This window comes from Gardnerella sp. KA00718 (assembly GCF_049244285.1).
GTDB lineage: Bacteria > Actinomycetota > Actinomycetes > Actinomycetales > Bifidobacteriaceae > Bifidobacterium > Bifidobacterium vaginale.
In genome coordinates, this window is sequence record NZ_CP058370.1 from 1,339,338 (window position 1) to 1,357,215 (window position 17,878).

The 17,878-nt window shown below is 41.6% G+C and carries 10 protein-coding genes; 2 read left to right on the top strand and 8 right to left on the bottom strand.

All coding sequences use genetic code 11. The features are described 5' to 3' along the window. Positions 1 to 19: 19 nt before the first annotated feature. The 3 genes from HXT55_RS05525 to hflX form a co-directional block, all read right to left on the bottom strand. A complete protein-coding gene (locus HXT55_RS05525) occupies positions 20 to 1,366 on the bottom strand; it encodes a SufS family cysteine desulfurase (protein ID WP_004575018.1) in 1,347 nt (448 codons plus the stop codon). Between the two features lie 158 nt (positions 1,367 to 1,524). Further along, entirely contained in the window at positions 1,525 to 2,487 is a 963-nt protein-coding gene (locus HXT55_RS05530) for an L-lactate dehydrogenase (RefSeq protein ID WP_004112440.1), read from the bottom strand. Positions 2,488 to 2,620: 133 nt separating this feature from the next. Next, positions 2,621 to 4,090 (bottom strand): GTPase HflX, encoded by a 1,470-nt coding sequence (gene hflX / locus HXT55_RS05535; protein WP_013399502.1) that lies wholly within the window; start codon positions 4,088 to 4,090, stop codon positions 2,621 to 2,623. A gap of 169 nt (positions 4,091 to 4,259) precedes the next feature. Here hflX and HXT55_RS05540 point away from each other — a divergent pair, with 169 nt between their 5' ends. Further along, entirely contained in the window at positions 4,260 to 4,961 is a 702-nt protein-coding gene (locus HXT55_RS05540; protein ID WP_064623328.1) for a class I SAM-dependent methyltransferase, read from the top strand. 28 nt (positions 4,962 to 4,989) lie between these two features. Then, on the top strand, positions 4,990 to 9,057 hold the full coding sequence (hrpA, locus tag HXT55_RS05545; RefSeq protein ID WP_004112419.1) for an ATP-dependent RNA helicase HrpA: 4,068 nt from the start codon (positions 4,990 to 4,992) through the stop codon (positions 9,055 to 9,057). 117 nt (positions 9,058 to 9,174) lie between these two features. On the opposite strand, the gene HXT55_RS05550 is transcribed toward hrpA, so the two are convergent. The 5 genes from HXT55_RS05550 to dnaE form a co-directional block, all read right to left on the bottom strand. Then, positions 9,175 to 10,578, bottom strand: a complete 1,404-nt coding sequence (locus HXT55_RS05550) for an MFS transporter (RefSeq protein WP_064623330.1) — start codon at positions 10,576 to 10,578, stop codon at positions 9,175 to 9,177. 110 nt (positions 10,579 to 10,688) lie between these two features. Further along, positions 10,689 to 11,645: a nucleoside hydrolase gene (locus tag HXT55_RS05555; protein ID WP_004112414.1), complete on the bottom strand. Its 957-nt coding sequence runs from the start codon at positions 11,643 to 11,645 to the stop codon at positions 10,689 to 10,691. A gap of 399 nt (positions 11,646 to 12,044) precedes the next feature. Then, a complete protein-coding gene (glnA, locus tag HXT55_RS05560) occupies positions 12,045 to 13,382 on the bottom strand; it encodes a type I glutamate--ammonia ligase (protein ID WP_004112411.1) in 1,338 nt (445 codons plus the stop codon). 153 nt (positions 13,383 to 13,535) lie between these two features. Beyond that, complete coding sequence (locus HXT55_RS05565; RefSeq protein ID WP_004116818.1) at positions 13,536 to 14,231, bottom strand: hypothetical protein; 696 nt, start codon at positions 14,229 to 14,231, stop codon at positions 13,536 to 13,538. Between the two features lie 61 nt (positions 14,232 to 14,292). After that, a complete protein-coding gene (dnaE, locus tag HXT55_RS05570) occupies positions 14,293 to 17,844 on the bottom strand; it encodes a DNA polymerase III subunit alpha (protein ID WP_004115626.1) in 3,552 nt (1,183 codons plus the stop codon). Positions 17,845 to 17,878: the final 34 nt, after the last annotated feature.

Sequence of the window (17,878 nt, forward strand, 5' to 3'; positions counted from 1 at the left end):
TGAATTTTATTTGACAATACTATGCACCAAAGTATGCGCGAACATGGGAAACAGCTTCCACAAGCGCGCGAGCTTCTTCGATTGTGTTATAAACTCCAACAGACGCGCGATTTGAAGCATACACGCCAAAATGGCGATGAATCGGCTGAGCACAATGATGTCCAACGCGAATCGCAATTCCTTGCGCATCCAAAAACTGGCCAACGTCATGCGGATGCACGCCTTCAACCTCAAAAGAAACCGTTGCAATACGGTTGTTTAAATCAAGCGGCCCAAGCACGCGAACGCCCGGAACATCCTGCAATTTCAACAATTCTGCAGCAAGTTCCTGCTCGTGCTCTGCAACTCGGTTCATGCCCAATGCGCGCAGCCAATCCGCAGCTACTCCTGCAGCAACCATTTGTGCAACTGGCTGAGTTCCCGCCTCAAAACGGTAAGGCGCTTGCATATATTGCGCTGGCTTGTTAAGCCACGCAAGCTCCACCATAGATCCACCAAAATTGGCTGGTGGAAGACTGTTCAAAAGATTGCGGCGTCCATACAAGAACCCAACGCCCGTAGGGCCGTACATTTTATGCGCGCTAAAAGCTGCAAAATCAACATCTAGCGCATGAAAATCAACTGGAATATGTGGAACGGACTGGCAGGCGTCAAGAACAAAAATTGCACCAACCTCATGCGCACGCTTGCAAATCGGCGAAACGTCCGTAATAGCGCCAGTAACATTGCTAATATGCGTAACTGCAACGATTTTCGTGCGCTCGTCAACAATCGTGCTCAAATAATCCGCGTCCGCCCGCACTCGACCATCTTCACTTACATCGATCCAGCGAAGCTCTGCACCCGATCGAATCGCAAGCTCTTGGAACGGCAACAAAACAGAATGATGGTCTGAGCGAGAAACAACAATATTATCTCCCTCATTAATCACAAAATGTTGGCGCAAAGTTAAGTTATCTTCCGCAAAACCAGTGCGATTTAATCTAGCGTTAATCGTAGCGTTCCCAATAGAAGTGGCAAGAAGATTTAGAGCGCCCGTAGCACCAGGCGTAACAATAATCTCTTCGTTTCCTTCTTCACTACAAGCACCAACGAGTTTTGCAACTTTTGCACGCGCTTCTTCAAAGGCAACTGTCGAAAGCGCCGCCAACTCGTGCGCCCCCCTATGCACGCCAGCATTAATAGTCTTATAAAATTCGCTCTCTGCATCGATTACAACCTGCGGCTTTTGAGCAGTAGCTGCAGAATCTAAGTAAATCAAGGGTTTTGAATGTACTTTGCGACTTAAAATTGGAAATTGAGATCTCAAATCTTCAAACTTGTGCATTAACACAGTATCTGTCTCAAGATTTTTATGATTAAACATTCAAAATCCCCTTTTAAGCAAATTTATACAACCTATACAATCAAATTTTATAAATCTTGTTCATAATTTAAAAGTCGCTCCCCCAAAACAAAGATTGAAGGAACGACTTTCAAAATTTAAATTTTAATAATTAGCGTTTTATGAACAGCTAATATTAATTAGAATCCAAACTCTGCAGCAGCCTGACGAAGAGTTTCCGCAGAACGCTTCAAAGCAGCAAGCTCGCGATCCGAAACTGGAGTGTTCAAGCGAGAGTTTACGCCATTACGGTTCAACAAAGTTGGAACGGACATGCAGACGTCTGAGATTCCATGGAAATCGTCAAGAAGAGAAGATACTGGCAAAATGCGGTTAGTATCGCGAAGAACGGCTTCAACAATATCAACACCAGACATAGCGATAGCGTAGTTTGTAGCGCCCTTACCGTTAATAATCTTGTAAGCTGCGTTCTTAACTTCTTGATGAATCTCTTCGCGCTTAGCTTCATCCAATGGCTCATGACCTGGAAGAGCGTTCCACTCGCACATTGGAACGCCACCAATAGTTGCAGAAGCCCAAAGAGGAACTTCGGAATCGCCATGCTCGCCAGCAATATAAGCGTGAACATTCTTAACATTCACACCAGTTTGCTGCGCAATAAGGAAGCGCAAACGTGCAGAATCAAGGTTTGTACCAGATCCAAACATTTGATTAGCAGGAAGACCAGAAAGCTTCATAGAAACATGCGTAACAACATCCACAGGATTTGTAATAAGCATATAGATAGCGTTTGGAGCGACCTTCACAACATTAGGAATAATCGACTTCATAATGTTGATGGTTGCACCTGCAAGCTCCAAGCGAGTCTGACCAGGCTTTTGACGAGCACCAGCAGTAATAACAACCATGTCTGCATCACGGCAGATTTCAACGTCATCTGAGCCATCAATAGAAACAGCTGGATAGAAGCTAGAACCATGCTGCATATCGAGCACTTCCGCTTCAACACGTTCCTTAGCGATATCCTCAAGCACAATTTCACGAGCAACACCGCGCTGAGCTGCAGCAAACGCAAGCGTGGAACCTACTGCACCAGCACCAATAATCGCAAGCTTAGTTGGCTTAACCTGAGAACTCACCATTAGAAAAACCCCTTTTCCACAAACCGAGTCGACCCTTATAACTTATAAATAGAAAAATACAAGGGCTGCTCTCACATTAAGAGCTATATGTGTATAAACAGTTTTTACTTTAATCACACCACCGGAATTTTGTTTAAAGTGCAATTTGCATAAGTTTTGCAGCCAAAGAATCGCCAACAAAAGCATCTAATTCTACACCAGAATCCTTATATTCCGCGGATTTTACAATACCGTTTTCCCTAACTCTAGATAGCAAAGATCCAGAATAATCACTATAAGGCAATGTAACTTTAACATGAACATGTGGTGAAGGTAACAAATTTTCTATACGCGTTCTTAAGCGGTCAATATTTGTTCCACTTGCAGCAGACACAATTAAAGAATCAGGATACAACGATTGCAAACGTAAACGCATTGGTTCTTGCATAACATCCGACTTATTAAACGCAATAATTTGCGCTATATCTTCCACACCGTCAATTTGAGCTAAAACCTCGTTAACTGCCTCAATTTGAGAAACAGGGTCTGGGTGAGAACCGTCAACAACGTGCAAAATTACATCTGCATTACCAACTTCTTCCAAAGTTGATTTAAACGCTTCTACTAGCTGAGTTGGCAACCTTCGAACAAAGCCAACCGTGTCTACAAGTGTATAAGCGCGACCATCTTTAGTTAAAGACTTTCGAACAGCAGTATCCAAAGTTGCAAAAAGCGCGTTTTCTACAAGTTCTTTAGATCCTGTAAGCCTATTTATAATCGAAGATTTTCCAGCATTTGTATACCCTACTACTGCAACAGTTGGAATATCTTGACGACGCCTAGATCCGCGCTTTGTTTCTCGAGTTGGTGCCATTAGTGCAATGTCGTGACGCAATTTTGAAATTCGATTCCTAATTGCGCGCCTATCCATTTCGATTTTTGTTTCACCAGGACCTCTAGAGCCTATTCCTGCGTCTCCTGCAGCGCGACCACCAGCCTGCCTAGAAAGAGCAGCACCCCAACCTCTAAGTCGCGGAAGCATGTATTGAAGCTGAGCAAGCTCGACTTGCGCCTTTCCTTCCCTACTTGTTGCATGCTGAGCGAAAATGTCTAGAATAACAGCCGTTCTATCTACAACCTTGACTTTAGTGGCATCTTCCAAAGCTCTTCTCTGGCTTGGTGGAAGATCGTCGTCTACTACAATCGTATCCGCATCATTTTGCGCCACAACCGCTGCAAGTTCACGCGCTTTTCCAGAACCAACATACGTTGCTGCATCTGGTCTGTATCTTTGCTGCAACATGCCGTCGCATACTACTGCACCAGCTGTTTTAGCAAGCGCCGCCAACTCTCTAAGGGACTCTTCTGCTTGGCTTAAAGTTCCGCGAGCGCTAGACCATACGCCTACTAAAACAACGCGTTCTAGTCTTAGTTTTCTGTATTCTACTTCGGTTACGTCTTGTAATTCTCCAAGACCCGCAACTCGTTTTAAGGCGTTTCTTGATTCTCGCTCTTGCCAAGCTTCATCGTTACTTTCTAGGCTTGATCCAGTGTTTGTGGAATCTAGTAGTACTTCGGAATGTCCTGAAAGAACGTCTTTATGCTCATTTTTATGCTCAGGCATATTATTATCACCACTCGCCAAATTGCTGTTTGCTAAAGTATCTACCAAAACTATGCCCTTTGCTATTTTGCTTTAACTACTAACGCTAAATCCCCTGTTAATACACGATTTACAACGTTTGTTTTATTATTGTGAATCTAGAAGACATAATTTTTAACGCAACACTAAAATGGCTATTAACACTTTTAATAAAACTAAAAAGACAAGCAGCATTAATGCTACTAAAACAAACAAAAATACTAAAGAAGCTAAAACTGGCGGCGAACAGTATTTTTCCGCTAATCCAAACTCTTTAGACTTAAGACGAACTTTGCATGTTGATTTGCGCGGTCACGAGGTTAGTGTGCAAGTTTCTAATGGAGTTTTTAGCTCCTCTAAGCTTGATTTAGGTACTGCAGTTCTACTTAAACACGCTCCACAGCCTCCAGAAAATGGGCGATTTTTCGATATCGGTTGCGGATGGGGTGCTATTAGTTTGGCTTTAGGTTTTGAATCCCCTAATGCGCAAATTTATGCTGTAGATGTTAATGAACGTGCTCTAGATCTTACTGGTATTAATGCCAAGAATGCTGGATTAAACAACATTCACACTTATCTTGTAGAAGATGCATTAAAAGAAGATGCGCTAAAAGACATTGATCTTATTTGGTCTAATCCTCCAATCCGCGTTGGAAAAGACGTTTTGCACAATATTTTGATCACCTGGCTTCCTCGCCTAAAAGTTGGTGGAGCTGCTTATTTGGTTGTTCAAAAAAATCTTGGCTCCGATTCCTTAATCACTTGGCTTTCTAAAACTCTTGGGGAAGATTTTAGCGTTGAAAAATACGCAAGCTCTAAGGGATACAGGATTATAGAAGTCTTAAGAAAATAAGATTTAGCAAAATTTAACAGGATTGAATATGAACTTTGACTATCCTAGTGAACTGCCGATTTGTGCTGCACACGACCAGATTATTGAAGCCATTAAAGAGTCGCAGGTTATAATCGTATCTGGTCAAACTGGTTCTGGCAAAACCACTCAAATCCCAAAAATGGCTTTGGAACTTGGCAGAGGTGGTCGCGGAAAGCAAATTGTTCACACACAACCTCGACGACTTGCTGCGCGCACAGTTGCCGAACGAATCGCAAGCGAAATGGGTGTTAAGCTTGGCGAAGAAATCGGCTATCAGGTGCGTTTTAACGACGAAAGCTCATCTAAAACAAAGCTTCGCATAGTTACGGATGGTATTCTACTCGCTCAAATTCAACGCGATCCACTTCTTACGCGCTATGACACTATTATCATTGATGAAGCTCACGAGCGTAGCCTAAATATTGATTTTTTGCTTGGATATTTAACAACTCTTTTGCCAAAGCGCAAAGACTTAAAACTTATTATCACTTCTGCAACAATAGATTCTGCAAAATTTAAAGACCATTTTGAGCAAGCGCTGCACATTAAGGTGCCTGTTATAGAGGTTTCGGGGCGAACATACCCCGTGCGCGTACTTTACGAGCCGCTTGGAAGCGCGCCTTCACTTATGAGGCACGTTCCAGGTTTTGCCGATATTGCTATGGATGATGAAAGCGTTGCGCAAAGCCAAAGTCTTTCGGAAAGCGGCGATATTTGCGACGAAGACATTGCTTCTGCTGTAACTCGCGCATGTGCTCAACTTGTGATTCATTCAAACCACACTCAAGGCGCGCGCGATATTATGGTTTTTGCTTCTGGCGAGCGCGATATTCGAGAATTTGAAGCATCGTTGCGTTCTTATTTCGGTGCGCGTGCAAGCGACATGAATCGTAGTGACGCCATTGAGATTGTTCCACTTTTTGCACGTCTTTCTTCTAAAGACCAGCATCGCGTTTTTGAACACCACACGCATCAGCGCATTGTAATCGCCACTAATGTTGCAGAAACTTCTCTTACAGTGCCTTCGATTCGCTACGTTGTAGACCCTGGTTTTGCTAGAATTTCTAGATATTCTAAGTCTGCTAAAGTTCAGCGTCTTCCTATAGAACCTATTTCTCAAGCAAGTGCAGATCAGCGCTCTGGTCGTTGTGGGCGAATTGCAGATGGCATTGCTATTCGCTTGTATTCTAGGGAAGATTACGAAACTCGCCCGCGCTTTACCGACCCTGAGATTTTACGCACTTCACTTGGCGCTGTTGTTTTACACATGCTCTCTGTTGGTGTTGCTAAAACTGGCGAAGATATAACGAATTTTGGATTCATTGATCCTCCAGATATTAAGGCTGTAAGCGACGGCTTTAACGAGCTTAGTGAACTTGGTGCAATAAGCAGAAAATCAGGCTTCATCACTTTAACTCATATTGGACGCGAGCTTTCTAAACTACCGATTGACATTCGCCTTGGACGCATGATTATTGAAGCTGCGCGTAAAACCACTCCTAATACTCTTGCTGCTGTGCTGGTAATTGTGGCGTTTTTGAGTTTGCAAGATCCGCGCGAACGTCCGGAAGATAAACGCGATGAAGCAGATAGATTACACAATCGTTATGCAGACGAGTTAAGTGACTTTTTAACGGCATTGAATATTTGGGATCGCATATTCCAAGCGGATGGCGAAATAAGCAATAACGCGCTAAGGCGACTTTGCAAAGAGGAATTTTTCCACTTTTTACGCCTAAAACAGTGGAAAGATTTAGTTAATCAGCTTAAAGATTTATGCAAAGAACTTCATTATAATGTTGGTGAAGCATTGCCACTTAAGCGCGCACCTTTGCAAATCCGCCAATTACCAAATAATCAGCAAGCTGCTCACAGTCTTTGCTGCACTTGGGATTATCAAGGAATCCACGCTTCTATGCTTTCTGGCTTGCTTTCTATGATTGGCATGCAAGTTATTCGCGAGCCTAAGGCTTCGGATTTTGCAGGTCTTCGCGGAACAGCCAAAATTCGCGCTATTAAGCGTGCTCAAAAAATGGCAAAAAACGATTATCAGGGTGCTAGAAGCACAAGGTTTGCAATCTTTCCAGCTTCATCTGTTTCTAAAACAACTCCTTCTTGGATTATGTGTACGGAATTAGTTGAAACTTCTAGACTTTGGGCAAGGTATTGCGCGCAAATAGACCCTGCTTGGGCAGAGTCTTTAGCTAAGAATCTTACGCGCGTAACATATTCAGATGCTCATTGGAGCGCAAGCAAAGGTGCGGCAATCGCCCAATCGAAGGTGCTTTTGTACGGCTTGCCTATTGTGCAAAATCGCACTGTTCAATGGTCTAAAATCAACCCTTACGAATCTCGAATGTTAATGATTCGTCAAGGCTTAGTCGAAGGAAACGTTCAACAGCGTTTTCCATTCAACGATTTTATCTCCTCAAATATTAACATTTTAAACGATGCCGATAATCAAACAAATCGCACTAGACAGGCAAGCGAAACTGTAAACGACGAGGATTTGTTTACTTTTTACGATAATAAACTTCCTCAAGAAGCTACGACTATTGCAGATTTAGCTAAATGGTGGAAAAATTACAGGCTCCAAGACCCGCATTTTCTTGATTTTAACCCAGATTGTGTTGAGCGCTTGCAATACGCAAATGACACTGATTTGGCAGACTATCCAGATACTTGGCATACGATTGGAACAGACGGTCAGAAAATCAACTTGCGTTTAAGCTACATTTATGATCCGCATGATCCTTTAGATGGTGTAACTGTGCACGTTCCACTTCATGCGCTTTTGCGACTTAAACCTCAAGAGTTTACTTGGAATGTGCCAGGCTTATTAGACGAGCTTATTATTGGCATGATTAAGTCTCTTCCTAAGACTTTGCGAGTACAATTCGTTCCAGCTCCAGATACTGCTCGTAAAATCCGTGAGTGGATAGATGACAATTATGACTATCTTCCAGGAATAAACGAAAATCCACAAGAAGATTTTATTTGGCAAGATTTTAGCGAAGTCTTTACTAAAGCTGCGATTAGTGTTGTTGGAGCACAAATCCACCCAGAAGTTTTAAGCGATGAACAGTTGCAACGGCTATCTCCTTATTTGCGCATAACTTTTAGCGTTGAGCAAAAGAAAGCTAATCAAAATAAATCAAACAATTCCCATAATCAAAGCAAAAAGCGCATTAAGCCTACTGTTTTAGGAACAGATAAATCGCTGATAAGTCTTCAGCATCGCTTTGCAAAATCAGCTCAAGAGTGTGCATTAAATGTTGTTAATAGCAAAGCGATTAAAGCTGCACAAGCTGGAAATGTTGTTGAGAGAGCAGATTTGTTACACAAGTCTGGTGCAACTAATCTTTCTAGATCTCAAATGGTTTGGCAGGGCGCGCTCAATATGCTTATTTTAGATGATAAACGTATTACATCTAGATGGCTCGGAAGTGAGGCTCTGATACTTGCTTCTGCACCTTATAAGTCTTCTAAAGATTTGGCCCAAGATTTGCAAATGGCAGCTATTAAGCGACTTATACCAGATACACAAAAAATTACTAACGATGTTGAGCTTAAGGAAGCTGTTGGAAATATTGCCGAAGTATACGAAGATACAGTTTATGGTATTGCGCACGATGTGATTGCTATTTTGAAGCGTTTTGCTAAAGTTAGCACTGCTGTTGGCGGCAAAGCCGACTTGCCGATGCTTAGCGTTCTTCAATCGATTAGAGAACACGCAGCCTCACTTGTTTTTCCTGGATTTATTGCAAAAGCAGATTCTAGCGCACTTAGTTCAATAGAACGCTACTTGCATGCTGATTTAATTAGACTTGATAAAGCTAAAACAAATAAGGATAGAGATGTACGATGGGCTTGGCAAGCAGATGAAGCTCATAAGCTTGTGCTAGAAGCTCAAAATAGAGCAGAAAGCTTGCCTGCTGGACCTAATAGAGATGAGGCTCAAGAAAAAGCTCAAAAACTAAAGTGGATGTGCGAAGAATTCTATGTTTCTCTTTGGGCACAAGAACTTGGAACAGCATACCCGATTAGTATTCAGCGTATGAAAAAACTATGTTAGCGTAAAAACTATGTTAGCGTAAAAATACGCGGCATAAGACTACAAAAAGTGGCCACTATCCACGCAGCCAAAGATGACTGCAAGATAGTGACCACTAATATATTGGGTAAAGATTAATTACTCTTTAACCATAACGCTACGAACTATGTAAACCACCAAACCTATGAAGGCTACAATAGCGCCCATCATAAGCAAGTTTGAGTATCCTGCAGCTAATCCTTGAATATTCGCAAAGGAGAATCCTTTGAACAGATTTCCAGCAAAGAATCCGCTGAAAATAGAAATACCAATAGAAGCTGTAACGTTCATAACCAAATCGTTCATACCGCAGCCACGACCAGACTCTTCAACAGGCAATGCGCTAAGAACAGTAGAAACGATTGGCGAATACATAAGTCCGCACCCAGCGTAGTAAACGCATGCGCACAGTGTTAATGTAAGGAACCCAGAATTGATGAATACAGCAGCACCAACCCATCCAAGAATCATAAGAACAGCAGCTGTAATAATACCAGCTTTACGTCCAATGAAACCGATGATTGTTCCAGAGCAAGTGCCAAACACTGCTGCTACGACGAATGCCCATACAAGGTAAGAAGAAACCTGAGAAGTATCCATCTTGTATAAAGCACCGCCAATTACATTGTAAATTGGAGGCATGCAATAGTTAGTAAAGTAGAAGATGAATATCAAAACAATGCCCGAAAGCCAACGCTTATTCTTAAAGAATGCAGGAGTCACAAACGGGTTCTTTGCCTTCATAATGTATCCAGCGAACATAACAAACAGCACGATGGATCCAAGTAACAATCCCCAAACTTTGTAAGAGAAGAACAAAGTCAACAATGTCACAGCAATACCGAATATAGTAAAGCCGAGTTTATCAATCTTTCCACCAATACCATTCTTAGTTGGTAAGCATTTAACGAGTACTGGCAAGAACAGAATGGTAATCGCAGGAATAAGGAACAAATATTGCCAAGCAATAGAGCTAAGAGCACCAGCAGCAAATACACCGATAGAAGCAGAAAGCTGATATGCGGCAGTAAAGAGTCCAAAGAAAATAACTTTCAAATCATTGCGCAAATACTTAGTTGCAATAACAAGGAAGGAAGAACCTGCTACCTGTTCACCAGCAGTTTGCATAATGCGAGCAATAATAACAGTCCACAAATTTGGAGTAAAGAAGAAGTTTGCAATAAAACCAAACAAGGAACCAACAAACAGTGTTACAAGACCGATTGTTATAAGTCTGCGAAGAGAAACAAAGTCACCTAGAGAACCGTATATAAAGCACACGATACCTAGAACAATAATTGGCAAGCTTGTAATAAGCGAAGCTTGATCAGGGGCACCAACAGCCTTGCCAATCTGGTCGAATACAAGATTAAATCCCTGCAAACATAATGTTCCAAGAATAAAGGTTATAAGCAACAAAATCAGCGAGTAAATCGCCACTTTGTCGCGGGTTTTTGGATCCTCGTATGGATCTACCGCAGTAGATTTTGCAATTTCAGTCATAATAATCCGATCAATAAATATTTTTAATTTTTACATTTACGCATAAAGCATGTTGTGCAACAAGAAGCGTAGAAGGTCGCAAAATGTTGCGCAACACAAACAATATGATCTCAGCCAGCGATTTTTGCCAAACCAGAAATACGCGTCATAAACTCGTTCAAGAATCGTGGAACGTCTACGCCAACAGCAACTTGCATTGTCTTAACAGGGTCATTCAAGCGCGTAACATCACCGATGGTACGACCGCGAGTTGGACCTTCCACATCAACCTGCATGTTAATTGGAAGCGTTGTAACAAGCGTTGGATCAACTGCAACAGCAACAGCCAAAGGATCATGCAAACCACATCCACCAAGGTGCGGAGCAGTGGTTTCATAAGCTTTGATGTAAAAATCAGTCATATCTGCAAGGAACTTGCCAGCCTTGGTGTTAAGATCACGCCATTGCTTTGTCTCCTTGTAAGTAAGCAAAGTCTGTAAGGTAACATCCAAACCAATCATTGTCACTGGAGCACCAGAACGGAATAGAATATCTGCAGCATCTGGATCTTGGGAAATATTCGCCTCAGTCCAAGCGTTTACGTTTCCATGAATGGTGAGTGCTCCACCCATCAAAACAATCTTTCCGATTTCGTCTTTGATTTCTGGAGCTTTCTTCAACGCAGCAGCAATATTGGTCATTGGACCGGTTGGAACATACACTAAGTCCTTGCCATATTTCTTTACGGAATCAATAATGAAATCAACAGCGGATTCATCTTCTGCTTTGCGAGGAGAATCTGGAATTTCAACATCGCCAATTCCATTGTCACCATGAATAAAAGCAGATATTGGAAGCACTTCAAACGAATCTTTTGTGCTTGCGTGTGAAAGACCTTTATAAACTTTTACTTCTGGATGCCCAAGTAAATCTGTGATTGCAAGCGCGTTACGAACACCTTGCTCCATTAAAACATTACCGTATGTGCCAGTTATGCCAATAAGCTCCATTTCGGGGCTTCCAAGAGCATAAGATATAGCGAGAGTATCGTCAACACCAGTATCAAGATCAAGAATCAGCTTCTTCACTTGAGTTACCTTCCTTCTTATATTTAGGCATGGCTTACAGTCGTTGTAAATCATGGGTGTAATTGAATATCTAACTTGATATTTAAGTATCACCAATTTAAAAATTTTATTATTATAATCTCGAAAAGCAATGGCATATTTAAATAGAAGCAAGAAGACATAATGTTGCTTTAATTGTTAATATTCACGAATTTTGTTATAAAATGTTATAATTTTCAACAAACGTTAATATATATAAACATATGTTTAGATTATAGCTGTGAGCTCAGCCATAAACTAAACATATGAATACAAAAAATTAAAACGCGTGTCAACAATCACAAATAATAACATTTGAAAAATATCCAAAAATATCCAAAAATTTAGATTTGACACGCGCGAAAGCAATGCAAAAGAAAACTAAAGTCTAGGCAAATACTTCTGCAATTCAAAAGGAGTGACCTGACGACGATACTCTTCCCATTCCTGATGCTTATTACGCAAGAAATACTCAAAAGCATGCTCACCAAGTACGCTAGCCACAAAATCAGACTTCTCCATAATCTTCAAAGCCTCATCCAAAGACTCAGGAAGTGGCTGAATACCCATAGCCTGACGCTCAGCATCCGTAAGCTCCCAAACGTCATCGCTCGTAGGCTCACATAAAATCATCTGCTTTTCAATACCATCTAAGCCAGCAGCCAACAAAACAGAGTATGCAAGATACGGATTCGCCACAGGGTCGAGCGCGCGAAACTCCATACGGCAAGAATTACCTTTGCCTGGCTTATATTGAGGCACACGCAAAAGCGCAGAACGGTTACTATGACCCCAGCAAACATAGCTAGGCGCTTCCGCTCCACCCCACAATCGCTTATAAGAGTTCACATACTGATCGGTAACAGCGCAAATTTCCGCAGCATGATGCAAAATACCAGCCGCAAATTGGCGCGCAATAAGCGACATATTAAACTCTTGCCCAGCCTCGTAGAAAGCGTTGGAGTCTCCTTCAAACAAGCTTAAATGCGTGTGCATACCAGAACCAGGCTGATCCGTTAAAGGCTTAGGCATAAAGCTCGCATACATTCCGCGCTCAAGAGAAATCTCCTTAACAACAGTGCGGAAAGTCATAATGTTATCTGCAGTAGTAAGAGCGTCTGCATATCTTAAGTCAATCTCGTTTTGACCAGGGCCACCTTCGTGGTGAGAATACTCAACAGAAATACCCATCTGTTCAAGCATGCTCACAGCACTACGACGAAAGTCCATTGCCGAACTTCTTGGAACATGGTCAAAATACCCACCTTCATCAATAGGAACAGGTGCTTTAGACCAATCGTCTTGCGTTTCAAATAAGTAAAACTCAATTTCTGGATGAACGTAAAAAGTAAAGCCTTTTTCTTTAGCTTTTGCGAGCGCAGTCTTAAGAACATGACGAGGGTCTCCAAGAGACGGCTCCCCGTCTGGCGTTAAAACGTCACAAAACATGCGTGCCGTACCCTCTGGGCCGCCATGCCATGGCAAAAGTTGGAAAGTCGAAGGATCTGGCTTAACAATCATGTCGTCTTCTAAAACGCGAGTCATGCCTTCAATCGCAGACCCATCAAAGCCAATACCCTCTTCAAACGCAGCTTCAAGCTCTGCTGGAGCAATAGCAACCGATTTAAGAGTTCCAAGAACATCCGTGAACCATAGTCTAATAAAACGGACATCACGCTCTTCAACCGTACGCAAAGCGAACTCTTGTTGTCTATCCATATCTACAGTCCAATCAGTATTCAAGTCTTATATTTTTCAACATGTTTTTAGAGCAAAACGCAATGACTATATTATCTCTTATATTTAGTTTTTATTTAGAAATATAGCAATGAATTTACTTACTTTTAATTTAGCGTATTTGCAAGATTAGGCTCACATTTTTTTGCCATATTTATAAAAAATCTCTTTAGCTTGCTCATCACTTAAATCATCCGTATAAGTAACCTCAATCCCAGACTCTTTAAGATCTTCAACTGTCGCATAACAAATCATAAGATCTTCCACACATCTAGCAGACATGGTAAGAACCATAGGAGGAATAGCATCCTGTACTTCTTTTTTATATTCGTAGACTTTTGCATCAATTTTATTAGCTCGATTCACCATTAAAATCGCTGGAATACCGCGAAAATACTCTGTGAATCGTTTAACAGATTTTTCTGGATTATCCTCGTCTAAATCGCATAAAACGGCGACTCCACCGTTCTCGTCACTAAAACATTTAGCTCTAATACCAGCCATTTTACAAAAAGCAGCAAGAAGCTCCCCTGGTTCCATAACAGTTAGAAACAGAGCACACTTGGCTTTTTTACCCAGCAAACCTTCCAAATCTTCCTCAAAGTTTGCTTGCTCAATTTTGTTTACAACATCATCGACAGAATCATGTTTTTGTTCATCGCTAAATTCTTTTTCAAATCCAAGTAACGCATCTTCAAGCTCTTTATCAGTAAAAGATGTGCGAACTTCTTTCGACTCTTTGGAATTAGAAGAATTATTGGAATTTTTCCCATTATTCGCAAAGTTTTTGTAGCTACTATCTTCACTCAAACCTTCATGATCTGCACACATTTTGTACCCCTAACTTATTAAACAGCTAGTTAACGCCACTTAAAAACACTTTAAGCATAATCTACGCGCTTGGCAAACAATTAGGACCAAACAATATTTTGATCTCTGCAAAAAGTGACGTATCTCGCTTAACTCTAAATCTATCTCCAAACGATAACACTTTTGCGCATCCTCTAGAATCAATCAAAGCAAGATTCATTTCGCAACAACCAGGATGTCTTGTAACAATATTTTCAAGCTCTTTTATACGTGACTTTTCTAATGCTTGCAAAGGAAGAACAATTGTAACAGGCTGAGCATCTTCCGCCTCTAAGCTTGGAACTTCAAACTCAGTTGCTCTTAAAGACACTGTTTCGTCTCGAACCTCTACCTGTCCCCTAATTCTCACAACTTGATCAATCGCAAGTTCTGCAGCAGATGACTCATAGACCTTACCAAAGAACATGCATTGTATTGAACTTTCCATGTCTTCAATAGTTACAATCGCCCAAGCATTACCTTTTTTAGATACTCGCCTGTCTACGCTAGTCACAAGGCCTGCAAGAGTTACCTGCTGATTTTCGCCCATAGTTTTAGCGCGATTTAAAAGCTGAGCAATCGACATTTCCCTAAGACCAGCCAACACAGCAGAAAGACCACTCAAAGGATGATCCGAAACGTAAAGCCCAAGCATTTCTCGCTCAAAGTTTAGCTTCGTTTTTTTATCCCATTCTTCAACATCTGGAATGTTGATTTGAGCATCTCCAAGATCACTATCGGAATCATCAAGATCAGCAAAAAGATCAAACTGACCACCTGCCTGTCTGCGCTTAATAGAAATAACAGAGTCAATTAGTGGTTCACAAATTTCAAAAATAGCTCTTCTACAAGGATTAATTGAATCGAAAGCACCAGATTTAATAAGAGATTCAACAAGTCTACGATTCAAAGCGGCAAAAGATACACGGTTTACAAAATCCTTAAAATCAATAAACTTTCCGCGATCACTTTCCCTTTCGCTAATAATATCGTTAACGGCTTTATCACCAACATTCCTAACAGCTCCAAGTCCAAAACGAACTACATCTCCAACTGCAGAATATTCAAGAACAGACTCGTTAATATCTGGCTGCAAAACACGAATACCCATGCGTCTAGCTTCACCCAAGTAGAGCGCTGTCTTATCCTTATTCGTGCGCTCGTTTTGAAGCAATGCAGCCATAAACTCCACAGGATAATGCGTTTTCAAATACGCAGTCCAATAAGAAATCAAACCGTATGCGGCTGAATGAGCCTTGTTAAACGCGTAACCAGAAAAAGGAACCAGAACATCCCAAACAGCTTGTGCAGCTTCTTCTGAATAACCATGTTCTTTCATGCCTTTAAAGAACGGGATTTTTTCTTTAGCCAACACTTCTGGCTTCTTTTTACCCATTGCTCGACGCAAAACATCTGCTTTACCAAGGCTATACCCAGCTAAAATACGCGCAGCTGACTGCACCTGCTCCTGGTAAACAATCAAACCATATGTTTCGCCAAGAACATCTTTTAGCGGCTCAGCAACTTCAGGATGGATAGGCGTTATCTCTTGTAAACCATTCTTACGCTTGGCGTAGTTAGTGTGAGAATCCATATCCATAGGACCTGGTCTATAAAGTGCAATCAAAGCCGATATATCGTTAAAGTTATCTGGCTTAAGTGTGCGCAGAAGGGCACGCATACCGTCGGAATCAAGCTGGAAAACTCCTAAAGTGTCTCCCCTAGCAAGAAGCTGATATGTTTCCTTATCGTCAAGCGGAATTTTAGTGTAATCAATAGGCTCTTTACCATTATGCTCAACATTTTTAAGCGTATCCCTAATAACTGTTAAGTTGGAAAGACCCAAAAAGTCCATTTTCACTAAGCCCAACGTTTCGCAAGTATGATACTCGAACGTTGTTGTTATTGTTCCATCAGTACGCTCCAAAAGAGGCGAAGTATCAGTAATCGGCTCCGAGCCCATGATTGTTGCGCAAGCATGAACACCAGTTTGGCGAATCAAACCTTCAATACCTTTTGCTTCTTCAGTAATTCGCTTCGTATCTGGATCAGTGTCATACATTTCGCGAAACTCGCGCGCCTCCGCGTATCTCTTTGATTTTTCATCAAAAATATCGTGGAAACTCATATCTTTTCCGTTTTTTGGAGGAGGCAGAATTTTTGTAATTTTTTCTCCAACGGAAAACTCGTAGCCCATTATTCGAGCTGAATCCTTCAATGCTTGCTTTGTTTTAATCGTTCCATAAATCACGCATTGAGCTACTTTATCTCTTCCATATTTTTCACCGACGTATTCCAAAACTTTGGCTCTACCATCTGGGTCAAAGTCAACATCAATATCTGGTAAAGATACTCGCTCTGGGTTTAGGAATCGTTCAAAAATCAGACCATGCTTCATTGGGTCAAGCTCAGTAATTCCCATAGCATACGCAACCATTGCGCCTGCTGCAGAACCACGTCCAGGACCAACCATAACACCATGTGCTTTTGCCCAATTTATGTAGTCCGCAACAACTAGGAAGTATCCGCAGAACTGCATTTGACATATAACACCACACTCGTAGTCTGCTTGTTTTAAGACTTCCATAGGAACATTGTTGTTATATCTACGCTCTAATCCTTCTTCAACTTTTTTAAGGAATAGCGAAGTCTCATCCCAACCTTCAGGGCAATCAAATTGCGGCATAAAAGCGCCATCTTCACCATCGTCGAACATAACGTTACAACGACGGGCAATTTCTAGCGTATTGTCACAAGCCTCTGGAAACTCTTTAAACAATTCACGCATCTGCTCGGCAGATTTTAAATAGTATCCAGAGCCATCAAACTTAAAACGGTCTGGATCATCCAAGCGCGATCCTGAATTAATGCATAGCATTGCATCTTGCGCTTCGCGATCTTCTTCGTGCACGTAATGCAAATCGTTTGTAGCAAGAAGAGGCGCATTAAGACGCTTAGCAATCTCAAGCAAATCTTTAGTAACGCGCGTTTCGATAGAAAGCCCATGATTCATTAATTCTATAAAGAAATTATCGCGCCCAAAAATATCCTGAAACTCGCCTGCAGCGCGTAAAGCCTCATCAAATTGACCTAAACGAAGACGCGTTTGAATAATTCCAGATGGGCATCCAGAAGACGCTATAACCCCTTTAGAATACCTTGATAACACATCTTTATCCATTCGAGGATATCGCATTACGCGACCTTCTAAATTAGCTATAGAAGACGCTTTGAGTAGATTTGTTAAGCCTTCATCATTTTCAGCCCACATTGTCATGTGCGTAATCAAACCGCCGCCAGAAACATCGTCGCTTCTTTGCGCTTCAGTTCCCCAATGCACTCTGCTCTTGTCTTGTCTGGCTGTTTCAGGGGTCACATAAGCTTCGATTCCAATAATCGGCTTAATTCCAGCTTTTACAGCAGTACTCCACATTTCGTATGCACCATGCATATTTCCGTGATCTGTAATAGCCACAGCTGGCATACCTAATTCTTTTGCACGTGCAACTAGGTCTGGTATCTTCGAAGCACCATCCAAAAGCGAATAATGTGTGTGATTATGTAAGTGTACGAAGTTTGTTTCCAACCTAGCCATAGTGGCTATTCTATAGATGCAATATGACCTGTTT

Coding starts and splice junctions, on each gene's coding strand:
- dnaE (WP_004115626.1), bottom strand. CDS start 17,844: ATGGCTAGGTTGGAAACAAACTTCGTACACTTACATAATCACACACAT.
- HXT55_RS05530 (WP_004112440.1), bottom strand. CDS start 2,487: ATGGTGAGTTCTCAGGTTAAGCCAACTAAGCTTGCGATTATTGGTGCT.
- glnA (WP_004112411.1), bottom strand. CDS start 13,382: ATGGATAGACAACAAGAGTTCGCTTTGCGTACGGTTGAAGAGCGTGAT.
- HXT55_RS05565 (WP_004116818.1), bottom strand. CDS start 14,231: ATGTGTGCAGATCATGAAGGTTTGAGTGAAGATAGTAGCTACAAAAAC.
- hrpA (WP_004112419.1), top strand. CDS start 4,990: ATGAACTTTGACTATCCTAGTGAACTGCCGATTTGTGCTGCACACGAC.
- HXT55_RS05525 (WP_004575018.1), bottom strand. CDS start 1,366: ATGTTTAATCATAAAAATCTTGAGACAGATACTGTGTTAATGCACAAG.
- HXT55_RS05540 (WP_064623328.1), top strand. CDS start 4,260: ATGGCTATTAACACTTTTAATAAAACTAAAAAGACAAGCAGCATTAAT.
- hflX (WP_013399502.1), bottom strand. CDS start 4,090: ATGCCTGAGCATAAAAATGAGCATAAAGACGTTCTTTCAGGACATTCC.
- HXT55_RS05550 (WP_064623330.1), bottom strand. CDS start 10,578: ATGACTGAAATTGCAAAATCTACTGCGGTAGATCCATACGAGGATCCA.